This is a genomic window from Ornithinimicrobium kibberense (genome assembly GCF_006519705.1).
In the GTDB taxonomy this organism is placed as follows: Bacteria; Actinomycetota; Actinomycetes; order Actinomycetales; family Dermatophilaceae; genus Ornithinicoccus; species Ornithinicoccus kibberensis.
In genome coordinates, this window is the sequence record NZ_VFXM01000002.1 from 258,911 (window position 1) to 280,061 (window position 21,151).

The following is a 21,151-nucleotide window of genomic DNA, read 5'->3' on the forward strand; positions in this document are numbered from 1 at the left end:
ACGGATCGGCCGTCAGGCTACCCCCGGCCGCCGGTGCGCGCCGCACCGACGGCCGGCCCCGGGCGGGTCAGCTCAGGCGCTCGAGGACGATCGCCATGCCCTGGCCCCCGCCGACGCACATCGTCTCCAGGCCGAACTGCTTGTCCTGCGTCTGCAGCGCGTTGATGAGCGTGGTCGAGATGCGGGCGCCGGTGGAGCCGAACGGGTGCCCCAGGGCGATCGCGCCGCCGTGCACGTTGAGCCGGTCGTAGTCCATCCCCAGCGCGTCGGCGGAGCCGAGCACCTGCACGGCGAAGGCCTCGTTGATCTCGTAGAGGTCCATGTCCTCCATCGTCATCCCGGCCCGGGCCAGCGCCTGGCGGGACGCGTCGACCGGTCCCAGGCCCATGATCTCCGGGGACAGGGCGGAGACGCCGGTGGAGACGATCCTGGCCAGCGGGGTCAGGCCGAGCTCCTTGGCCCGGGTGTCGCTCATCACGACGAGGGCGGCGGCGCCGTCGTTGAGCGGGCAGCAGTTGCCGGCCGTCACGGTGCCGTCCTCGCGGAAGACGGGCTGCAGCTGGGAGACCTTCTCCAGGGTGACACCGGCGCGTGGCCCGTCGTCGGTGCTGACCACGGTGCCGTCCGCCAGGGTGACCGGGGCGATCTCGCGCTCGAAGACTCCGGCCCTGATCGCCGCCTCCGCGCGGTTCTGGGAGGTCACGCCCCACTCGTCCTGCCGCTGTCGGGAGATGCCCAGCGAGGTGGCCACGTTCTCGGCCGTCTGCCCCATGGAGATGTAGACGTCCGGGAGCAGACCCTCCTCCCGCGGGTCGGTCCAGGTGGCGTTGGTCCGCGCGGTCTCCTCGGTGCGGGCCATCGCGTCGGCGAACCGGGGGTTCTTCACGCTCTCGTCGCCCCCGCCGGCGCCGGCGAAGTTCTGGTAGCGGGAGACCGCCTCGACCCCCGCGCTGACGAACACGTCCCCCTCGCCGGCGCGGATGGCGTGGAAGGCCTGCCGGGTCGTCTGCACCGAGGACGCGCAGAAGCGGTTCACGGTGGCGCCCGGGAGCCCGTCGAGCCCCAGCAGCACGCTGACGACGCGCGCCATGTTGAACCCGTGCTCCGCGGACGGCTCGGCGCACCCAAGGTAGAGGTCGTCGATGGTCGTGGGGTCCAGGCCGGGCACCTGGTCGAGGGCGGCCTGGATCACGCCGGCGGCCAGGTCGTCGGGGCGGACGCTGGTGAGCGAGCCCTTGAACGCCCGTCCGATCGGGGTGCGGGCGGCGGCGACGATGACGGCCTGGGGCGCTGACATGGGGGTCCTCCTTGACGCGGTCGGGCGGTATGCGGGCAGTCTAGGTCGCCGTCCCGCGCGGCCGGGCGGGGGTCGGGCAGGCCACGGGCGCCGAGGCGGAGCGCTCAGGTGGCTGCGGCCAGCCGGGCCAGGCCGGTGTCGACGTCGACGGACGGTCGCCAGTGCAGCAGCTCCCGGGTGCGGCGCTGGTCGAACCAGTGCGCCGTGCTGAGCTGCTCGACGAGGAACCGGGTCAGCGGCGGCTGCGTGATGGCCGGCACCAGGGGAAGCCGTTCGGAGAGCGCGACCGCCCCCTCGACCCCGGCCCCCAGCCCCCAGGCCAGCGGGACGGGCACGTGCAGGCGCGGCGGCGGGGCCCCCACCGCGCGGCAGATCCCGGCCACGAGCTCGCCGACCGGCCGCGGTTCGCCGTTGGTCACCACGAGGGCCTGGCCGTGCGCCTCCTCGGCGTGCTCCAGCGCGGCCACCAGCGCCTCGGCGGCGTTGTCCACGTAGGTGGTGTCCACCAGGGCGGTGCCGGCGCCCACGAGGGCGAGCCGCCCCTGCCGGGCCCGTGCGGCGATGCGCCCGACGAGCTGGGTGTCGCCCGGTCCCCAGACCAGGTGCGGCCGCACGGCCACGACCGCCAGGTCCGGCCCGTCCGCGGCCAGCGCGAACAGCTCGGCGGCCGCCTTGGTCCGGGCGTAGTGCCCCCGGGCCCGCATCGGGCTGGCGGCCCCGGCCGGCGCTCCGGCCAGGGAACGGCCGGTGTGGGCCACGGACGGGGAGGACACCTGGACCAGCCGACCCGTCCCGTGCATCCGCGCCGCCTCCACGACGTGCCGGGTGCCGGTCACGTTGGTCCGGACGTAGTCCATCCACGGTCCGACCACGTCGACCTTGGCCGCCAGGTGGACCACCGCGTCCTGCCCGGCGACCGCGCGGCGGACCGCCTCCCGGTCGCGCACGTCCCCGAGCACCTCCCGGTGCGGCCCGCCGGCGGTCCGGCGCTGCATGACGGTGACGTCCCAGCCGCGGACGGCGGCGAGGTCGGCGACCGCCCGGCCCAGCATCCCGCTGGCGCCGGTGACCAGGACCCGGCCGGAGCCCATCAGCGGCTCCTCGTCCGTGGGGCCCGTGGCCGCAGGGCGCGTCGCACGAGGGCGGCCGGTCCGGCGGGGCCCGCAGGGGAGTGCAGCACGTCGTCGGCCCAGGCGGCCAGGGCGGTGCGGTCGACCTTGCTGGCGTGCCGGACGTCCACCGGCAGCCAGTCGCGGACGAGGACGGCCGCCACCGGGACGCCGGCGCGGTCCCGCACGGCGTCGCGGACCTCGGGCGGGGCGAGCCGGTCGGGGCCGCCGGGGGCGCCCGTGAGCCGGGCGCGCCGCCCGCCGCGGCCGACCGGCACGACGACGACCACGACCTGCTGGACGCCGGCGGGTCCCACCCCGACCACGGCCACGTCCGCGAGCCCGGGCACGTCCCGCAGCCGGTCCTCCACCGGGTAGGGGGGCACCGGCCCGTCGGCGGTCAGGACCACGTGGGCCAGCCGGCCCTCGACCCACAGCCGGCCGTCGCCGTCGAGCCGACCCACGTCGCCGGTGCGGTGCCAGCCGGCCGGCAGCGCGGTGGCCTGCTGGGTCGCCCACAGCCGGTCGTACCGGTCCTTGACGTGCGGGCCGCGCACGACGATCTCCCCGACGGTCCCGGGCGTGGTGGCGAGCTCGTCGGCCGGGACGCCGTGGGCGTCCAACGGGGCCACCGCGACGTCCACCCCGTGCACGGGCCGCCCGACGCAGACCCCGGCGCCGCTCGCGGCACCGGGCGCGAGCTCCGTGGGGTCGAGCGTGGCGACCGGCAGGACCTCGGTCATGCCGTAGGGGGTGTGGGTGGCGGCCGAGGGCAGCAGCTCGCGCACCCGGTGCAGCAGGTCCACGGGGACCGGCGCACCGGCCGACAGCACCAGCCGTGGCCCGGCCAGGGCGGCGCGCTGCCCGGCCGTGAGCCGGTCCGCCGTGGACACCACGTTGCGCAGCGCGGCGGGCGAGGCGAAGACGGCGTCGGCCCCGACGGCGGCCACCGCGTCGGCCAGTGCCGGGGCGGTCAGGGTGTGCGGGGCGGTCACGTCCATGTCCGGGACCGCGCTGCGCAGCCCCAGGGCGGGGCCGTAGAGGGCGAACGGGGCGAAGGCGGCGACCAGCCCCTGTCCCGGGGCGAGGTCGAAGGTGTCCCGCAGCAGGGCGACCTGGGCGCCCAGCTGGTCCCGGGTGTAGACGACCCCCTTGGGAGGGCCGGTGGCCCCGGACGTGAAGAGCACCGCGCCGTCGGCGTCGCCGGGAGGCCCGCCGAGGTCGGCCAGGACCGTCGGGCCCACCTCACGGCCCCGCGCGGCGAGCCGGTCCAGCTCCTCCCCGCCCGGCTCGACCCGCCACCGGCGACCGGGGACGCGGGTCGCGCGGGCGAGCGCCAGGGCCCGGCCGATCCCGACCACGTGCCGGGGCCCGGCCGAGCGCAGGGCCGCGCCCAGGCGGCCCAGCCCGAGACCGGCGTCCGCCACGACGACGACCGCCCCGACGCGCCACAGCGCGTAGACCACGGTCGTCAGGTCGATCCCCGGTGGCACGAGCACGGCGACCCGGTCGCCCGGCCGCACCCCGCCGTCCGCCAGCGCGGCCGCGACCTCCTCCACCCGCTCGGCCAGCTGCCCGAAGGTCACCTGCCGTCCGGTCCCGCCCAGCTCGGCCACGGCGGTCGCCCCGGGCCGGGAGACGTCGACGCGGACCGGCACCCGGGGGACGTCGACCCCGGGACCGGAGGGACGGCCGGCACCGTCCGCCGCTGCGGTGCCCACCCGCTCGGCCAGCCAGTCCCAGATCACGGGCACGCTCGCGGGCCGGTCCTCCAGGACGAGGTGGGAGGCGCCGGTCCACCGCTGCACGTCGGCGTGCGGCAGCCGGGTCAGCAGGTCGTCGAGGTAGCGCTGGCCGAACACCGGGTCCCGCGGGCCCCACACCATGAGCGCGGGCACGACGCCGAGGGTGCGCAGGTCCTCCGCGACGGCGTCGAGCGCGGGGCGGCTGGGGTGGTCGGGCTCGAAGGGGATGTCGGCCACGAAGTCGGCGACGGCCGCGCGGCGCCCGGGCGTCGCGTAGGGCGCGGCGAAGGCCCGCCGGACCTCCGCCGGCAGCGGCGGGACCGACAGGGCGGTGGTGGCCCGCACGAACAGCGGGGTCCGGCGGCACACCTGCGCCAGCAGCCCCGGCGAGCGGGCGAGCCGGATGACGGCCGGCGGCGCGGACGTCGTCGGCTGGTGCACGGCCGTGTTGGTGAGCACGAGGCCGGCCAGCTGGTGGCGGTGGCGCAGGGCCCAGCCCAGACCCACCGGGCCGCCCCAGTCGTGCACCGCGACCGCGACCGGGCCGGTGAGGCCGAGGGTCTCGGTCAGCGCCGACAGGTCCGCGATCCGTTGCGGCAGGGTGCGGGGACGGTCGGGACGCTCCGACCAGCCCATCCCGAGCTGGTCCACCGCGACCACCCGCCATCCCTCGGGCGCCTGCTCCAGCACCCGCCGCCACAGGTAGGACCAGGTGGGGTTGCCGTGCACGCACAGGAGGGTGGGGCGGACGCCCCCGTCGGTCCCGGAGGCGTCCCCGGCACCGGTGTCCAGCAGGTGCCAGCGCCGGGGGGTGCCCTCGGCGTCGGGGGCGACGACGACGCGCGACCACGCGGGGTCCACCCCCGGGAACTCCCGCGCGCCCGGCCCGGCCGGGTCCTGAACGGCACGTCCCGCCGGCCCGTGGATGCGCTGCGGGAGGGCAGGACCGGTCCGGGCGCTCACCGGAGCACCCCCGACGGCCGGACCGTCGCGCCCACGGTCACCAGGTGAGCTCGAGGCAGGTCATGTTCAGGCCCGACCCGATGCCCATCATGAGCACCCGGTCGCCCCGCTGCAGCGACTCGGCCTCCTTGGCCAGCGTGATCGCCACCGCGGCGGGGCCCACGTTGCCCAGGGTGGGGAAGGTGAGGGGGATCCTCGACGGGTCCAGCCCGAGCGCCTCCGCGGTCCGCCCGGTGTGCACCTTGCTCACCTGGTGCACCACGTAGCGGTCCATCTCGTCCCAGTCGAACTCCCCGCGGGCGGCCTCCCACAGGGCGGTGGCCAGGCCCATCCCGCCCTCCAGCAGACCCTGGGTGTCGGTGCGCATCTCGGTGAAGTCGCCGACGCAGAGGTCGTGGTGCTCGGTGGCGGCCCGGGTGGCGCCGCCCACCACCCGGTGTCCCTCCGGGTGCCGGGACGCCCGTCCCAGGACCATGGCCGCGGCACCCGACCCCAGGGTCAGGGTGGCGAACTGGGACAGGATGTCCTCGGCGGTGGTCCCGTCGCCGGCGAGCCGCTCCAGCGTCCGCTCCTGCGGCTCCCGGGAGCCCTCGCCGTCCACGATCAGCGCGTAGTCGATCTGACCGGCGTCGATCATCGTCGCCGCCATCTGGATGCCGTTGACGAAGCCGAGGCAGGCGTTGGTCAGGTCGAAGTTGAGGCAGTGGGTCGGCAGGCCGAGGTCGGCGTGCACCTTGACCGCGATCGAGGGCTCCAGGTGGCTGCGGCTCACCGAGGTGTTGATGAGCAGGCCCACCTGGTCGGGGGAGACGTCGGCCTGCTCCAGGGCCAGCCGCCCGGCCTCGGTCGCGCCGTCGACGAAGTGCTGGTCCTCGGCCCACCAGCGACGCTCCTCGATGCCGGCCAGCGCGGCGAGCATCCCCGGGCGCAGGCCGTTGCGGCGGTAGGAGTCGCCGATGACGGCGTCGAAGTCGGCCGAGGTCTTGACCACCGGCGCGTCGACGGCCGTGACGGACAGGACGGCGGTGTCGTGGTGCCGGAAGTGGGCGTTGCCGTTCAACGTTGGGGAACCTTGCTGCGAGAAGGGCAGGGGGCAAGCCATTGGAGCACAGCACCGGCCTGGGGACCGAACCAGCGGTCCTCCAGGGTGCCTGTGCCACGATGGTCGGGTCATCCGGCCGGCGCCCCGGGCGCCGACCCTCGAGGGAGGTAGGACCATCATGCGCACCACCACCACGGGGACCCGACGGGTCGCCCTGCTCGCCGCCGGGGCCCTGTCCTTCTCCCTCGTCGCGTGCGGCGGCGGGGACGACGCGGACGGGGGAGGCGGCCCGACGACGGGCACCGTCGACGGGGCCGCCGGCACCGGCTCCACCCAGGACGTGGCCGCCTCCACGGCCGGCGCCGACGGCTCCGACGGGTCCGCGGGCGACGACGGCGGGGTCACGACGGCCGCCGAGGGCGAGGAGGTCCCGGTCGAGGACTTCCTGGCGATGCTGCGCTCCCCCGGGGAGGAGGTCATGTCCAGCTACGAGCTCGCCATGGTCGTCACCACGGGGGGCCAGACGATGGAGATGGTCGGCGAGGTCGACCTGGGTGACGGTCAGCCCGCCGTGGACGCCGACCTGACGATGCCGGGCCTGGGGGCGACCCGGATGATCGTCGTCGACGGGTCCACCTACATCTCGATGCCCGGGGTCACGGACGAGGGCATGTTCCTCCAGGTCCCGCAGGAGGAGCTGGCGGACAGCGGGGCCGGCCTGGAGGACATCGACGTCTCCTCCACCTGGGAGGACTGGGGCGAGGGGTCCGGCCAGGTCGTCCTCGCCGGCACCGAGGACGTCGACGGCGAGGAGCTGCGGCGCTACGAGGTCGTGGTGGACGTCGAGGCGGCGCTCGACGCCAGCGGGCAGACCGGCAGCGACGCCGCGGAGGCCTCGGCCGCCCTCGGCGACGAGATCACCTACGACCTGTGGGTCGACGAGGACGACCTCGTGCGTCGGATCGCCTACACGGCGGCCGGGGCCGTCACCGAGATGACCATCGACCGCTGGGGCGAGCCGATGGACATCGAGGCGCCCCGGCCCGAGGACGTGCAGACCGTGCCCTCCGGGTCCGGGGGCTGACGGGAGGGCCGGCCCGCCCCGGGCCTCAGCGGGGCGGCAGGACGTCCTGCTGGGCGGGGACCTCGTCCTGCCGCAGCAGGCCCACCGGGCAGGTGTAGCCGTTGGGCCCGTGGTTGCAGTAGCCCCCGGGGTTCTTGTGCAGGTACTGCTGGTGGTAGGCCTCGGCGGGGTAGAACGGCCCGGCCTCCTCGGCGGGGCGCAGCTCGGTGACGACCGGGCCGTGGCCGGCCCGGGCCAGGACCTCGCCGAAGGCCTCGGCGGTGGCCCTCGCGGCGGCCTCCTGCTGCGGCGTGGTCCAGTAGACCGCCGACCGGTACTGCGTCCCGACGTCGTTGCCCTGGCGGTTCCTCGTCGTGGGGTCGTGGTTCTCCCAGAACGCCTTGAGCAGCTGCTCCGGGTCGGTGACCGACGGGTCGTAGGCCACGAGGACGGCCTCGGCGTGCCCGGTGCGGCCGGAGCACACCTCCTCGTAGGTGGGGTTGGGCGTCGTCCCGCCCTGGTAGCCGGCGGCGGTCGCCACCACCCCGGGCAGCTGCCAGAAGATGCGCTCGGCGCCCCAGAAGCACCCCATGGCCACGGTGATGACCTCGGTGCCCTCGGGCCAGGGTCCCTGCAGCGGGGTCCCGAGGACCTCGTGCGTCGCGGGGATGCCGGGCAGGGGCTGCGGACGGCCGGGAAGCGTGTCGAAGAACGGCATACCCCTCAGTGTCCCACGGGTGGCGTCGGTGGTCCCGGTGTGGCACCTTGCCTCCCATGCCGCTCGTGCCCGCACCCCTGCCCCTCCTGGCGACCGAGGCGTGGTCCACCGGCGACTGGCTGCTGCGCGTCGCCGTCCCGCTCCTCCTCCTGGTCGTCGGCGTGCTGCTGCTCGTGCGGGGGCGCGCGGCCCTGGCCCGGACCCGGGAGGTCAGGGCGGGCTTCGGCGGGCCGCCCGGGTCCACCGACGTGGGCGGGCCGGAGGGGTTCGGGACCCAGGAGCGGCGGACGGCCGAGCTGTCAGCCCGTCGGACGGTGCTGTGGGGCGGCCTCCTCGGCGGAGTCGGGGCCGTCTGGCTGCTCGTCACCCTGCTGACCGCGCTCCTGTGAGGGGCGGCACCACCCTCCTCGTCGACGTCGGGTCGACGTTCACCAAGGCCGCGCTGGTCGACGACGACGGCGTCCTGGTGGGGCGCACGTCCGCGCCGACGACGGCCGGTCCCGGGCGGGACGTGCTGGACGGGGTGGCCGCGGCGCACCACGCACTGACGGAGGTCGCCCGGGCACCCGTCCCCGACCCGCTCTCCCGGCAGGCGGCCGAGGAGGGCCGTGTCCTCGTCTGCTCCAGCGCCGGCGGGGGGCTGCGGCTGGCCGTGGTCGGCTACGAGCGGTCGGTGACGGCAGAGGCGGGTCACCGGGTCGGGCTCTCGGCCGGTGCCCGGGTGGTGCACGTCGCGGCGGGGGCGCTCACCTCCGCCGGGACGGCCGCGCTGCGGGCCGACCGGCCGGACGTCGTGCTGCTCGTCGGCGGGACCGACGGGGGCAACGCCGAGGTCCTGGTCCACAACGCCCGGCGGCTGGCCCGCTCCCGCCTGCCGGCGCCGGTCGTGGTCGCCGGCAACGTCGAGGCCCAGGACGAGGTGGTGGCGGAGCTGGCCGCCACCGGACGGCGGGTCACCGCCACCGAGAACGTGCTGCCCCGGATCGGCGTGGTCCACCCCGGGCCGGCCCGGCGCGCGATCCGCGAGGTCTTCCTCCGGCACGTCATCGGCGGCAAGGGCCTCTCCCGCGGCCCCCGCTTCGCCCGGCTCGTCCGCGCCGCCACCCCGGACGCGGTGCTGGCCGGCGTGGAGGTGCTGGCCGACGTCCGCGACGAGGACGTCCTCGTCGTGGACGTGGGGGGAGCCACCACCGACGTCTACTCGGTCGTCACTCCCCAGGGGGAGGACGCCTCCCTCCGCAAGCAGGTCGTGGCCCCGCTCTGGCACGCGCGCACCGTGGAGGGCGACCTCGGCATGCGGTGGGGCGCACCGGGGGTGCTGGCGGCCGCCGCCACCGAGGGCCTGCCCGGCGCCGACGACCCCGCCCTCGCCGCCTGGGCGGAGCGGGCGCACGCCGACCCCGGGGTCCTGCCGGCCGACGACCACGGCCGCACCCTCGACCTGCGGCTGGCCACCCTGGCCGCGCTCGTGGCGGCCCGTCGCCACGGCCGACCCGGCGCGCCCGGCGAGGCTCCCCGGCCGCTGAAGGAGGTGGGTCTGCTGCTCGGCTCCGGCGGGGTCCTGCGGCACGCCGCGCCGGACGAGGCCGGGGCGGTGCTGCGGACGGTCCTGTCCGACCACGGCGGCGGATGGACCCCGCCGGCGGCGGCGCAGGCCCGGGTGGACACCGCATACCTGCTCTTCGCGGCTGGTCTGCTCGCCGGCCCCCGGCCGGACCTCGCCCGGGCCGTCGCCGGGCAGCTGGCTCCGGACCGGGACGGGACGGGCCCTGGGTCGCTAGGCTGACCGGGTGCCGGACCACATCGACGTGACCCTGGAGGACATCCTCGCGGCCCGCGAGGTCCTCGCCGACGTGCTGACCCCGACCCCGGTGGAGTTCAGCCAGGCGCTGACCGACCGGACCGGGGTCCCCGTCCACCTCAAGTGCGAGAACCTGCAGCGCGCGGGCTCGTTCAAGATGCGGGGCGCCTACACCCGGATGGCGCGGCTGACGGCCGCGGAGAAGGACCGGGGCGTGGTGGCCGCCAGCGCGGGCAACCACGCCCAGGGGGTCGCCCTGGCCGCCCGGCTGCTCGGGATCGAGGCGACGGTCTACATGCCGCACGGGGCCTCGATGCCCAAGCTGGCCGCCACCAAGGGGTACGGGGCCACCGTCCACCAGGTGGGCAGCACGATCGACGACTGCATCGAGGCGGCACGCGCGCACGAGCAGGAGCACGGCGCCGTGTTCATCCCGCCCTTCGACCACCCCGACATCGTCGCCGGCCAGGGCACCTGCGGGCTGGAGATCCTCGAGCAGGTCCCCGACGTGCGTACGGTGCTGGTGTGCACCGGCGGCGGCGGCCTGCTGGCGGGCATCGCGCGGGCGGTCAAGGCGCAGCGGCCCGACGTCCGCGTCGTCGGCGTCCAGGCCGAGGAGGCCGCCGCCTGGCCGGGGTCGCTGTCGGCCGGTCACCCCGTGCCGGTCGAGCGGATGACCACGATGGCCGACGGGATCGCCGTCGGACGGCCCGGCGACGTCCCCTTCCAGCTGGTCTCGGAGCTGGTCGACGGCATGGAGACCGTCAGCGAGAGCGCCCTGGCCCGGGCGGTGCTGCTCCTCGCCGAGCGGGCCAAGCTCGTCGTGGAGCCGGCCGGCGCCGCCGCGACGGCCCACCTGATGGAGCTGGGGCAGGAGGCGGCCGCGCGCTACGAGGGGCCGGTGGTGGCCCTGCTCTCCGGCGGCAACATCGACCCGGTCCTCCTGCTGCGCATCCTGCGGCAGGGACTGACGGTCGCCGGCCGATACCTGCAGCTGCGCGTCCGCGTGCCCGACCGCCCGGGCGCCCTGGCCGGGGTGCTCACGATGCTCGCCGAGATGACCTGCAACGTGCTCGAGGTCCAGCACCACCGCCGCGACCCCCACCTGAAGATCGACGAGGTGGCCATCTCGCTGACCCTCGAGACCCGGGGGCACGAACACTCCGCCCAGGTGCGGCAGGCGCTGCTCGACCGCGGCTACAGCGTCGACCCGGGCTGAGGCGGAAGTCGTCGCCTCGACCAGGCCGCCGCGGGCGACTACAGTAGGAGGTTGACCACGGTCCGGGCAGAACGTGCCCGGACCTTGTGTTTGGGTCGCTCCCAGGGGGCGCGGCCCACCAGACGAGGAGTGGAACAGACGTGACCGAGACCGCCAAGGACGCCAGCTACCTGACGCAGGACGCCTACGACCGCCTGCGCGCCGAGCTGACCCAGCTCACGGACGAGGGTCGGACCGAGATCGCCCGCCGGATCGAGGCGGCCCGCGAGGAGGGCGACCTCAAGGAGAACGGCGGCTACCACGCCGCCAAGGAGGAGCAGGGCAAGATGGAGGCCCGCATCCGCCAGCTCGAGCACCTGCTCCAGAACGCCGTGGTGGGCACGGCGCCGGCCGACGACGGCATCGTCGAGCCCGGGATGGTCGTCACGGTCGAGATGTTCGGCGACACCGAGACCTTCCTGCTCGGCTCCCGCGAGATCATCGACGAGGACGAGAAGCTCGACGTCTACAGCGAGAAGTCCCCGATGGGTGCGGCCCTCATGGGTGCCAAGCCCGGCGACACCGTGACCTACGACGCGCCCAACGGCAAGCAGATCGAGGTCAAGGTCGTCGAGGCCAAGCCCTACCAGGCCTGAGGGCCAGCGGCCTCAGCCGCGACCGGGAGGGGCCTCGTCGGCGTACCAGCAGCGCTCGACGTAGCCGGTGATGGCTGGCGAGGCCGTCCGCACCGTCTCGACGTGCCGGCTGGGCGACTCCGGCGACGGGCCGACCGTCACCTCGGTCCGGCCCACCACCGCGTGGCTGGCGTCCTGCGCCTCGAGCTGGCAGACCACCGCCCGGCCGGGGTCGCGGCGCAGGTCGAAGCGCACGTCGACCTGCGCGTCGGAGACCACCTGGTGACCGGTCGTCACCCAGTGCACGCGGCCGACGGTCGCGGAGAGGCCGAACCAGACGGCGAGCGCCACCATGACGGCCACCGCCAGGCCGCCGACCAGCCACCACCGTCGACGCTGCGCCGGCGTCGACCGGGGCGGCAGCCCGTCCAGCTCCTCCTCGGAGGGCTCGAGGCGGAGGCGGCGGGGACGGCCGGGGCCGGGGGAGCTGCTCGTCACGTGGGGTCGGTCCTGCCGTGCGCGGGTGAGAAGATGGAGGCTGACGGCCCGGCCGACGCCGGGCGCCTCCCCATTGTCCGTCATGACGTCGGCCGGGCCCCGCCCGGCCCGACCATCCCCGAAGGAGCCCGATGACCACGCCGCAGGGACTGCGCCTGATGGCCGTGCACGCCCATCCCGACGACGAGTCGTCCAAGGGGGCGGCGACGTCGGCCCGCTACGCGTCCGAGGGGGTGGACGTGCGCGTGGTGTCGTGCACCGGGGGCGAGCGCGGCGACATCCTCAACGACAAGCTCAAGGACGACGCCGACATCCTGCGGGACATCTCCGGGGTGCGCCGGCGCGAGATGGCCAGGGCGGCCGAGGTCCTGGGCGTGAGCCACACCTGGCTCGGCTTCGCCGACTCGGGCCTGCCGGAGGGCGACCCGCTGCCGCCCCTGCCGGAGGGGTGCTTCGCGCTGGAGCCCCTGACCGTGACCACCGAGGCGCTGGTGCGCGTCATCCGGGAGTTCCGCCCGCACGTGCTGACGACCTACGACGAGAACGGCGGCTACCCCCACCCCGACCACATCCAGACCCACGTGGTGACGATGGCGGCGTTCCGCGCCGCCGGGGACCCCGCGGCATACCCGCACGCGGGCGAGCCGTGGCAGCCCCTGAAGGTCTACTACAACGGCTGGTCGCCGGAGCGGATGGAACGGCTGGACGAGGCGATGGTGGAGGCCGGCCACGAGCCGCCCTACGCCGACTGGCGGGCCAACCTCCGGCGGCGGCCGCGGCGGGTGCTGACCACCCGGATCCGGTGCGCCGAGCACTTCCCGCAGCGGGACGACGCCCTGCGTGCCCACGCCACCCAGGTGGACCCGGACGGGCACTGGTTCGCCGTCCCCCTGGAGGTCCAGCAGCGGGTCTGGCCGACCGAGGAGTTCGAGCTGGCCCGCTCGCTCGTGCCGGTGGACCTGCCCGAGGACGACCTGTTCGCCGGCATCCGCGAGCTGGCGGACCCGGACGAGGTATGCCGTCGCGCCCCCGAGCGGGACGCGGACGGCGAGCTCGTGCTCGCCTACGAGGGGCAGCCCCCGCTGCCCGTCGACGAGGACGCTCCGGACGTGGCCGCGCGCTCGACCGAGCCGCAGGACGCGGACGGCGACGGCCAGGACGACATGCGCAGCGAGGAGGGGCACGCCGGATGAACACGACGTCGGTGGAGATCACCGCGGGGATGGGCGGCTTCCTCGTCCTCTTCGGGCTGATGATCGCGATCTGGCTGCTGGGCCGGGACCTGACCCGTCGGCTGCGTCGCATGCGGCTGCGCGAGGAGGAGCGGGTCGCCGCCCTGCGGCAGGAGCGCCCCGAGGAGGCCCAGGAGCGCGACCCGCTCGCCTGAGGTCCTCAGGCGGCCGCGGCGCGCACGCCCAGGACGGCCAGCAACGCCGCCGTCCAGTGCGAGGAGAAGGCCGCCACCGTGAACGCGTGGAAGACCTCGTGGAAGCCGAACCACCGCGGGGAGGGGTCGGGCCGCCGGGCCGCGTAGACCACCGCCCCCGCGGTGTAGAGCAGCCCGCCGGCGGCGATGAGGCCGACGATGAGCGGGCCGCCGGTGCGCCAGAACGGGACCAGGTAGAACACCGCCACCCAGCCCATCGCCACGTAGACCATCGTGTAGAGCCACCGGGGGGCGTCGGTCCAGAAGACCCGGAAGATCACGCCGGCCACCGCGCCGCTCCACACGACGAGCAGCAGGGTGCGGGCCTGCCCGGGCGGGAGCAGCATGACCGCGAAGGGGGTGTGCGTGCCGGCGATGATGAGGAAGATGTTGGCGTGGTCCAGCCGCTTGAGCACGGCGGCCGTGCGGGCGGACCACCGGCCGCGGTGGTAGGTGGCCGAGGTCGCGAACAGGGCCACCGCCGTGATGCCGAAGGCGGCCGTGGCCGCCCGCTCGGCCGGGGTCCGCGCCAGGACGACGAGGACGACGGCGGCCACCACGCTGACGGGGACCATGCCCAGGTGCAGCCACCCGCGCAGATGGGGCTTGAGCTGCCCGACGAGGGTCTCGACCCGGTGCTCGGCGGCGTCCACCGCCTCCTGCGCGTGCCGGGCGACGTCGTGCGCCGCGCGCCGGGCGGGGCTCGCATCGCGTGTCATGGCTCCAGGCTAACCTACGGTGGCGTAGGTTACGAAGACGTAGGTTCGGCTCCCCGCGACGTCCCAGGGGCGCCGAGTAGGTTTGCCCCATGCAGACGCCGCGGGACCTGGTCTACAAGGCCTACACCTCCTCCCTGCGGCGTCAGCTGCCGGCCCAGCGGCTGCCGCGGCACATCGGCGTCATGCTCGACGGCAACCGACGCTGGGCCCGGGAGCGGGGGGCCGGGTCGGCCGAGGGGCACCGGGCCGGCGCGGAGAACATCGCGCCCTTCCTCGGCTGGTGCGAGGAGGCCGGGGTGGAGGTGGTCACCCTGTGGCTGCTGTCCACCGACAACCTCAACCGGCCGGAGGAGGAGCTGGCGCCCCTCCTGGAGATCATCGAGGGGGTCGTCGACGAGCTGGCCGCCGCGGGCCGCTGGCGGATCCACCTCGTCGGTGCGCTGGACCTGCTGCCGGACCGCACCGTGCGGGCCCTCACCGAGGCCGCGGGGCGCACGTCCGCGGTCGAGGGTCTGCTCGTCAACGTCGCGATCGGCTACGGAGGACGACGGGAGATCGCCGACGCCGTCCGCTCCCTGCTGCGCTCCGCCGCCGACCGGGGGATGACGCTCGCCGAGCTGGCCGACCGGGTCACCGTGGAGGACATCGCCGAGCACCTCTACACCAAGGGTCAGCCCGACCCCGACCTGGTCATCCGCACCTCGGGGGAGCAGCGCCTGGGAGGTTTCCTGCTCTGGCAGAGCGCGCACAGCGAGTTCTACTTCTGCGAGGCCTACTGGCCGGACTTCCGCAAGGTGGACTTCCTGCGGGCCCTGCGGGTCTACGCCGAGCGTGAGCGGCGCTTCGGCACCTGAGGTCGCTGCGTGGCGTGGTGGTCCGGGGTGCCGGGGGTGCCCTACAGTGCCAGCATGAACCTCCGATCCCTGAGCGCGGCCGCAGCGGCCGCCGGCCTCGCCCTGACCCTGACCGCGTGCGGATCCGACGAGGGCGGCGGGACCGGGGACGACGGGGCGGAGGGCACCGCTGCCGCCGGCGGCGGCGAGGAGCTCGACCTGGTCACCGACGGCACGCTCACGGTGTGCTCGGACGTGCCCTACCCGCCCTTCGAGGACTTCGACGAGAGCACCGAGTCCGGCTACACCGGGTTCGACATGGATCTCGTCCAGGCGATCGCCGACGGCCTGGAGCTGGAGCTGGAGGTCAAGGACTCCTCCTTCGACGCGCTGCAGTCGGGCCTGGCGCTCAACGCCGGCCAGTGCGACCTCGTCGCCAGCGCGATGACGATCACCGAGGACCGCAAGGAGAACCTCGACTTCACCGAGGGCTACTACGACTCCAAGCAGTCGCTGCTGGTCGCCGAGGACTCCGACATCGCCTCGATCGAGGACCTGGCCGGCCGTTCCGTGGGCGTCCAGCAGGGCACGACCGGCAAGGCCTACACCGAGGAGAACGCCCCCGAGGCGGACATCACCACCTTCCCCGGCGACGCCGAGATGTGGCAGGCCATGCAGGCCGGCCAGGTGGACGCCCTGCTGCAGGACCTGCCGGTGAACCTCGAGCACACCCGTGAGGGCGACTTCACCATCGTCGAGGAGTACTCCACCGACGAGCAGTACGGCTTCGCCGTGAAGAAGGGCAACACGGCCCTGGTCGAGGCGGTCGACGAGCAGTTGCAGACGCTGCGCGACGAGGGCACCTACGACGAGATCTACGACACCTACTTCAGCGAGGGCTGAGCGACCCCGACCACGAGAAGGGGGTCCCTCCCGTGAAGAGGACCACCAGGCGCCGCCTGACCCACCTGGCGATGTATGCCGTGCTCCTGGCGGCCGCGGTCGTCGTGGCCCTCGTCCTGGACTGGGGACGGCTGCAGGCCAACTTCTTCAGCCTGGACGGCCTCGGCGACAACCTCACCGCGCTCATCCTCACCGGGGTGCGCAACACCCTGGGCTACACCGTCGTGGCGTTCGGAGGCGGCCTGGTGCTGGCCTTCGGGCTGGCGCTGATGAAGCTCTCGCCGGTGCTGCCCTACCGTTGGCTGGCCACGGTGTGGGTGGAGTTCTTCCGGGGCGTGCCCTCCCTCATCGTCATCCTCGGGATGGCCTTCGGCGTCCCGATCGCCACCGGCTGGACCCCTCCCGGGGGTCCGGTCGGCGCCGGCCTGCTCGGCCTGGTCTTCGTGGCCAGCGCCTACATCGCCGAGACCCTGCGGGCGGGCATCCAGGCCGTGCCGAAGGGTCAGGCGGAGGCGGCCCGGTCCCTGGGCATGTCCTCGGGATGGACCATGACCTCGATCGTCATGCCGCAGGCGCTGCGGATCGTGGTCCCGCCGCTGACCAACGAGTTCGTCCTGCTCATCAAGGACACGGCGCTGCTGTTCGTCATCGGGCTGGCCGCCAGCCAGCGCGAGCTGACGACCCTGGGCCGGGACCTGATGACGAGCGGGCCCACGGCGGGCACCGCCACCAGCCTCACCCTCGCCGCCCTCCTCTACCTGGCCATCACCCTCCCGCTCACCCGGCTGGTGGCGTGGATGGAGACCCGACAGAACAGGTCCCGCTGATGGCCGACATCCACGAGCTCTCCCACGTCCCCGGCGACGACGGCCCCGGCGACTCCGTGCGCCGTCCCGACCCCGACGCGCCCGCGATCGCGGTGCGCGACCTGCACAAGTCGTTCGGGGACGTCGAGGTGCTCAAGGGCATCGACTTCCACGTCGACCACGGCCAGGTCGTGTGCGTCATCGGTCCCTCCGGGTCGGGCAAGTCCACGCTGCTGCGCTGCGTGAACCGCCTGGAGGAGCCCTCCTCGGGGCAGATCCTCGTCGAGGGGATCGACATCACCGACCCCGAGACGAACCTCGACGCGGTCCGTGCCCGGATCGGCATGGTCTTCCAGCAGTTCAACCTCTTCCCCCACATGACGGTCCTGCGGAACCTGACCATCGCCCAGCAGCGCTCGCTCAAGCGCGACCGGGCGGAGGCCGACCGGATCGCCCGCGCCAACCTGGCCAAGGTCGGGCTGGCCGACCGCGAGGACGCCTACCCGGCCCACCTCTCCGGCGGTCAGCAGCAGCGGGTGGCCATCGCCCGGGCCCTGTCCATGGAGCCGGACATGATGCTCTTCGACGAGCCGACCTCCGCGCTCGACCCCGAGCTCGTCGGCGACGTCCTCGAGGTCATGAAGACGCTGGCGGCGGAGGGGATGACGATGATGGTCGTCACCCACGAGATGGGCTTCGCCCGGGAGGTGGGCGACAAGCTCGTCTTCATGGACGGCGGCGTCATCGTCGAGGAGGGCGACCCCGCCGAGGTGCTGGCCGCGCCGCAGCACGAACGCACCCGGTCCTTCCTGTCCAAGGTGCTCTGAGCCGCCGGCGCCGGTCGGCCACCTGCCGTTCATCCGCTCCTCGTCGACACGCCGCCCTGCGTTCGACGTGGCCCCCGTCACACCGCATACCGTCGGAGGTGGAGGAGGGGCACCCGTCCCACCTCACGGGAGGCCCATCCATGGAGCTCAGGCTCGCGGCGGAGGGCCGGCACCGGCCCACCGTCGGCGGAGGGCCCGGTCCCGGTCCGACCACCGACGGGACGCGTGGCAGCCGGTGCGCGTCCGCAGGGAGCCCGCCATGACCATTCCGACCCGCACCTCCGTCCCGACGCGCACGACCGTCCCCGTGCCGGCGCCCGCGGACGACCTGCCCGGCACCGGGCGCAAGACCTACGTCCTGGACACCTCGGTCCTGCTGTCCGACCCCGGGGCGCTGCTGCGCTTCGCCGAGCACGCCGTGGTGCTGCCGGTCGTGGTGATCACCGAGCTGGAGGCCAAGCGTCAGCACCCCGAGCTGGGCTACTTCGCCCGGCAGGCGCTGCGCACCCTGGACGACCTGCGGGTCACCCACGGGACCCTCAGCGAGCCGGTCCCGGTCGGGCAGGCCGGGGGGTCCTTGCACGTGGAGCTGAACCACAGCGACACCGCCGCGCTGCCGCACGGGTTCCGGCTGGGGGACAACGACAGCCGGATCCTGGCGGTGGCGGCCAACCTCGCCGCCGAGGGGCACGACGTGACGGTGGTCTCCAAGGACCTGCCCATGCGGGTGAAGGCCTCGGCGGTCGGGCTGGACGCCCAGGAGTACCGCGCCGAGCTCGCGGTCGACAGCGGGTGGTCGGGCATGGCCGAGCTCGAGGTCGACGACGCGCAGATGCAGGAGCTCTACGAGCACGCCCGGCTGGAGACCCCGGAGGCGGCCGAGCTGCCCGTGCACACCGGGCTGACCGTGCTGGGCCCCTCGGGCAGCGCCCTCGGCCGGGTCGGCGCCGATCACGCCGTCCGGCTCGTGCGCGGCGACCGGGACGCCTTCGGGCTGCACGGCCGCAGCGCCGAGCAGCGGATCGCCCTCGACCTGCTGCTGGACCCCGACGTGGGGATCGTCAGCCTCGGCGGCCGGGCCGGCACCGGCAAGTCGGCCCTCGCCCTGTGCGCCGGGCTCGAGGCGGTCATGGAGCGCCGCCAGCACCGCCGGGTCGTGGTCTTCCGCCCGCTGTACGCCGTGGGCGGCCAGGAGCTGGGCTACCTGCCCGGCAGCGAGAACGACAAGATGGGCCCCTGGGCCCAGGCGGTGTTCGACACCCTGGGGGCCGTGGTCTCCGCCGAGGTCGTCGAGGAGGTGCTGGCCCGGGACATGCTCGAGGTGCTGCCGCTGACCCACATCCGGGGACGGTCGCTGCACGACGCGTTCGTCATCGTCGACGAGGCCCAGAGCCTGGAGCGCAACGTGCTGCTCACCGTGCTGTCCCGGATCGGCCAGGGCTCCCGGGTGGTGCTCACCCACGACGTGGCGCAGCGGGACAACCTGCGGGTCGGTCGGCACGACGGCGTGGCCGCGGTCATCGAGGCGCTCAAGGGCCACCCGCTGTTCGCCCACGTCACGCTCTCGCGCAGCGAGCGCTCGCCGATCGCGGCCCTGGTCACCGAGATGCTGGAGGGGCACCACCTGGGCTGACCACGGTGTGACCTTCGTCACGGCAGGGGCCGTCAGTTTGACGTGGCGGCGCCTCGGCGGGCACCGTAGAACGGTCAGATCACGATTTGGTAACGCCGCCAGTCCCATCCGGTCCCGTGTCGAACGCGCCCCTGCGTCCCTTCCGGCGGCGGCGTACCGGTCTGCGAAAGGTCCCCCCTGTGAAGAGCTCCTCCCTGCCCTCCCGGCGTGCCCACGGCACCCACCGTCCCCGCCGCCTTTGCGGCCCGGCCGCGGCCGTCACCGCCGGCATCGCCGCGGGCTCGCTCGCCCTGGCCGCCTACGCGACCACCGCGACCGTCCCGGCCTCCTCCACGGCGACCGCCGTGGGCGAGTCCGAGCCGTCCGTCGGCGGCACCGTGTCCGGCCTGTCGGCCGACGCCGGCCAGGACCTCGGGGCCCTCGCCGCCGCCGACCGGCTCGAGAAGGGGTCGGCCGCCCTGGGCCTGTCCTCCGGGCTGACCGGTGAGGGCGTCGAGGCCGCCCGCACCGCCGCCGAGCGCATCTCCGACCGCAAGGCCCAGGAGCGCGCCGCCGAGCGGAAGGCCGCCGAGGAGGCCGCCGCCGCCGAGCGGGCCGCGCAGGGGGCCGCGGCCGCCGAGCAGGCCGCGGAGGAGCAGGCGGCCGCCGAGGCCGCGGCCCGCACGGAGTCGCAGGCCGCCTCCCGGTCCGCCGCCCGCCAGCCGGCGCCGGAGCCCACCCGGGAGCCCGCGCCGCAGCCGACGCAGCAGCCGGCCCCGCAGCCGTCCCCCCAGCCGGTGAGCAGCGGCGACGCCCGCTCCATCGCCCGGTCCATGCTGTCCGGCTACGGGTGGGGCGAGGACCAGTTCGGCTGCCTGGACTCGCTGTGGATGAAGGAGTCGGGCTGGAACCACACCGCGATGAACCCCTCCTCCGGCGCCTACGGCATCCCCCAGTCGTTGCCCGGCAGCAAGATGGCCTCCGCCGGGACCGACTGGCAGACCAACCCGGCGACCCAGATCGCCTGGGGCCTGGGCTACATCTCCGAGCGCTACGGCTCGCCCTGCAACGCCTGGGCCCACTCCCAGGCCGTCAACTGGTACTGAGCCGCCCGACCGTGCCATCGTGACGGGGTGAACCTCGCCTCGGCGCCCGCGACCGCGGGACGCACGGCCCGCCGGCTGGCCGACCACCCCTGGCTGCGTCGGCTCGCCCGCGCCGGCTTCGTCGCCAGCGGGCTGATCCACCTGATGATCGGCTGGATCGCCGGGCGGGTGGCGCTCGGCGGCGGCGGGGAGGCGGACCAGGACGGGGCGTTGACCGCGCTGCGGTCGGCGCCCGCCGGACCGGTGCTCCTGTGGGCCTGCGTCGTGGGCTTCCTGGCCCTGGCGCTCTGGCAGGTGCTGGACGGCCTGCTGGGCGGAGGCGAGCCCGTCGACCGGGCCCGCGCGGTGGGACGGGCGCTCCTCTACGGGGCGCTGGGCGTGACCACCCTCCCGTTCGCCACCGGGGCCGGTACCGGCGGCGGGGAGGCGAGCGCCGACCTCACCGCGGCCCTGCTCCATGCGCCGTTCGGACGCGTCCTCGTCGGGCTGGTCGGGCTCGCGGTGGTCGGAGCCGGGGTCTACCACGTCTACAAGGGGCTGAGCCGCCGGTTCCTCGAGGACCTGCGCGGCGCCCGGTCCGAGGGCCTGGGCAGGGGGGTGGAGCTCACCGGCACGGTCGGGTATGCCGCCAAGGGGGTGGCGCTCACCGTCGTGGGCGGGCTCTTCGGCCTGGCGGCGGTCGAGGCGGACCCCGAGGAGTCCTCCGGGCTCGACGGGGCCCTGAAGATGCTGGCGGCCCAGCCGCTGGGCACCGCCCTCCTGCTCGCCGTGGCCGTCGGCCTGGCGCTCTACGGGGTCTACAGCATCGTCCGGGCCCGCTACGCGGACCTGTAGGCGGCCGGCGTCGACG

General features: G+C 75.0%; 21 protein-coding genes. 14 read left to right on the forward strand and 7 right to left on the reverse strand.

Features of this window, described 5'->3' with window-relative positions; translation table 11 throughout:
• Positions 1–67: 67 nt before the first annotated feature.
• The 4 genes from FJR00_RS02685 to FJR00_RS02700 all read right to left on the reverse strand — a co-directional run bounded on the left by FJR00_RS02685 (position 68) and on the right by FJR00_RS02700 (position 6,174).
• Positions 68–1,297: an acetyl-CoA C-acetyltransferase gene (locus FJR00_RS02685; protein ID WP_075957466.1), complete on the reverse strand. Its 1,230-nt coding sequence runs from the start codon at positions 1,295–1,297 to the stop codon at positions 68–70.
• Between the two features lie 104 nt (positions 1,298–1,401).
• Positions 1,402–2,388, reverse strand: coding sequence for an NAD-dependent epimerase/dehydratase family protein (locus FJR00_RS02690; RefSeq protein ID WP_075957465.1), 987 nt, complete (start codon positions 2,386–2,388; stop codon positions 1,402–1,404).
• On the reverse strand, positions 2,388–5,114 hold the full coding sequence (locus tag FJR00_RS02695) for an alpha/beta fold hydrolase (RefSeq protein WP_141337345.1): 2,727 nt from the start codon (positions 5,112–5,114) through the stop codon (positions 2,388–2,390). Before FJR00_RS02695 ends, FJR00_RS02690 begins: the two co-directional genes overlap by 1 nt.
• Before the next feature lie 37 nt (positions 5,115–5,151).
• Positions 5,152–6,174, reverse strand: a complete 1,023-nt coding sequence (locus FJR00_RS02700) for a 3-oxoacyl-ACP synthase III (RefSeq protein WP_181409461.1) — start codon at positions 6,172–6,174, stop codon at positions 5,152–5,154.
• A 160-nt stretch (positions 6,175–6,334) separates the two neighbouring features.
• Here FJR00_RS02700 and FJR00_RS02705 point away from each other — a divergent pair, with 160 nt between their 5' ends.
• A complete protein-coding gene (locus tag FJR00_RS02705) occupies positions 6,335–7,240 on the forward strand; it encodes a hypothetical protein (protein WP_141337347.1) in 906 nt (301 codons plus the stop codon).
• Between the two features lie 25 nt (positions 7,241–7,265).
• Here the strand turns inward: FJR00_RS02705 and msrA are convergent, their stop codons facing one another.
• Positions 7,266–7,937 (reverse strand): peptide-methionine (S)-S-oxide reductase MsrA, encoded by a 672-nt coding sequence (gene msrA / locus FJR00_RS02710; protein ID WP_075957462.1) that lies wholly within the window; start codon positions 7,935–7,937, stop codon positions 7,266–7,268.
• Positions 7,938–7,993: 56 nt separating this feature from the next.
• Between msrA and FJR00_RS16190 the strand changes: the two genes are divergently transcribed.
• The 4 genes from FJR00_RS16190 (at position 7,994) to greA (ending at position 11,592) form a co-directional block, all read left to right on the forward strand.
• Positions 7,994–8,326, forward strand: coding sequence for a hypothetical protein (locus tag FJR00_RS16190; protein WP_075957461.1), 333 nt, complete (start codon positions 7,994–7,996; stop codon positions 8,324–8,326).
• On the forward strand, positions 8,323–9,723 hold the full coding sequence (locus FJR00_RS02720) for a glutamate mutase L (RefSeq protein ID WP_141337348.1): 1,401 nt from the start codon (positions 8,323–8,325) through the stop codon (positions 9,721–9,723). The genes FJR00_RS16190 and FJR00_RS02720 overlap by 4 nt, the downstream gene beginning before the upstream one ends.
• Before the next feature lie 4 nt (positions 9,724–9,727).
• Positions 9,728–10,957 carry a threonine ammonia-lyase gene (ilvA, locus tag FJR00_RS02725; protein WP_181409462.1) on the forward strand — a complete coding sequence of 410 codons (1,230 nt, stop codon included), beginning with the start codon at positions 9,728–9,730 and terminating at the stop codon, positions 10,955–10,957.
• A 140-nt stretch (positions 10,958–11,097) separates the two neighbouring features.
• Positions 11,098–11,592, forward strand: a complete 495-nt coding sequence (greA, locus tag FJR00_RS02730) for a transcription elongation factor GreA (protein WP_075957460.1) — start codon at positions 11,098–11,100, stop codon at positions 11,590–11,592.
• A 12-nt stretch (positions 11,593–11,604) separates the two neighbouring features.
• On the opposite strand, the gene FJR00_RS02735 is transcribed toward greA, so the two are convergent.
• On the reverse strand, positions 11,605–12,069 hold the full coding sequence (locus FJR00_RS02735) for a DUF4307 domain-containing protein (protein WP_181409463.1): 465 nt from the start codon (positions 12,067–12,069) through the stop codon (positions 11,605–11,607).
• A gap of 131 nt (positions 12,070–12,200) precedes the next feature.
• Between FJR00_RS02735 and mca the strand changes: the two genes are divergently transcribed.
• Both mca and FJR00_RS02745 read left to right on the forward strand, forming a co-directional pair.
• The gene (mca, locus tag FJR00_RS02740; RefSeq protein ID WP_238330263.1) at positions 12,201–13,262 is read left to right on the forward strand and encodes a mycothiol conjugate amidase Mca; all 1,062 of its coding nucleotides are present in this window, start codon (positions 12,201–12,203) and stop codon (positions 13,260–13,262) included.
• The gene (locus tag FJR00_RS02745) at positions 13,259–13,456 is read left to right on the forward strand and encodes a hypothetical protein (RefSeq protein WP_141337350.1); all 198 of its coding nucleotides are present in this window, start codon (positions 13,259–13,261) and stop codon (positions 13,454–13,456) included. Before mca ends, FJR00_RS02745 begins: the two co-directional genes overlap by 4 nt.
• A 5-nt stretch (positions 13,457–13,461) precedes the next feature.
• On the opposite strand, the gene trhA is transcribed toward FJR00_RS02745, so the two are convergent.
• Positions 13,462–14,214, reverse strand: a complete 753-nt coding sequence (trhA, locus tag FJR00_RS02750; protein WP_141337351.1) for a PAQR family membrane homeostasis protein TrhA — start codon at positions 14,212–14,214, stop codon at positions 13,462–13,464.
• An 89-nt stretch (positions 14,215–14,303) separates the two neighbouring features.
• Between trhA and FJR00_RS02755 the strand changes: the two genes are divergently transcribed.
• The 7 genes from FJR00_RS02755 to FJR00_RS02785 all read left to right on the forward strand — a co-directional run bounded on the left by FJR00_RS02755 (position 14,304) and on the right by FJR00_RS02785 (position 21,135).
• A complete protein-coding gene (locus tag FJR00_RS02755) occupies positions 14,304–15,068 on the forward strand; it encodes an isoprenyl transferase (RefSeq protein ID WP_075957458.1) in 765 nt (254 codons plus the stop codon).
• A gap of 54 nt (positions 15,069–15,122) precedes the next feature.
• Positions 15,123–15,950 carry a transporter substrate-binding domain-containing protein gene (locus tag FJR00_RS02760; protein WP_141337352.1) on the forward strand — a complete coding sequence of 276 codons (828 nt, stop codon included), beginning with the start codon at positions 15,123–15,125 and terminating at the stop codon, positions 15,948–15,950.
• Positions 15,951–15,982: 32 nt separating this feature from the next.
• Positions 15,983–16,777, forward strand: coding sequence for an amino acid ABC transporter permease (locus tag FJR00_RS02765; RefSeq protein ID WP_237770039.1), 795 nt, complete (start codon positions 15,983–15,985; stop codon positions 16,775–16,777).
• Positions 16,777–17,583 (forward strand): amino acid ABC transporter ATP-binding protein, encoded by an 807-nt coding sequence (locus FJR00_RS02770; RefSeq protein ID WP_141337353.1) that lies wholly within the window; start codon positions 16,777–16,779, stop codon positions 17,581–17,583. The genes FJR00_RS02765 and FJR00_RS02770 overlap by 1 nt, the downstream gene beginning before the upstream one ends.
• Positions 17,584–17,842: 259 nt before the next feature.
• A complete protein-coding gene (locus FJR00_RS02775; RefSeq protein ID WP_141337354.1) occupies positions 17,843–19,216 on the forward strand; it encodes a PhoH family protein in 1,374 nt (457 codons plus the stop codon).
• Between the two features lie 179 nt (positions 19,217–19,395).
• A complete protein-coding gene (locus FJR00_RS15655; protein WP_181409464.1) occupies positions 19,396–20,301 on the forward strand; it encodes an aggregation-promoting factor C-terminal-like domain-containing protein in 906 nt (301 codons plus the stop codon).
• Positions 20,302–20,328: 27 nt separating this feature from the next.
• The gene (locus FJR00_RS02785; RefSeq protein ID WP_238330264.1) at positions 20,329–21,135 is read left to right on the forward strand and encodes a DUF1206 domain-containing protein; all 807 of its coding nucleotides are present in this window, start codon (positions 20,329–20,331) and stop codon (positions 21,133–21,135) included.
• Positions 21,136–21,151: the final 16 nt, after the last annotated feature.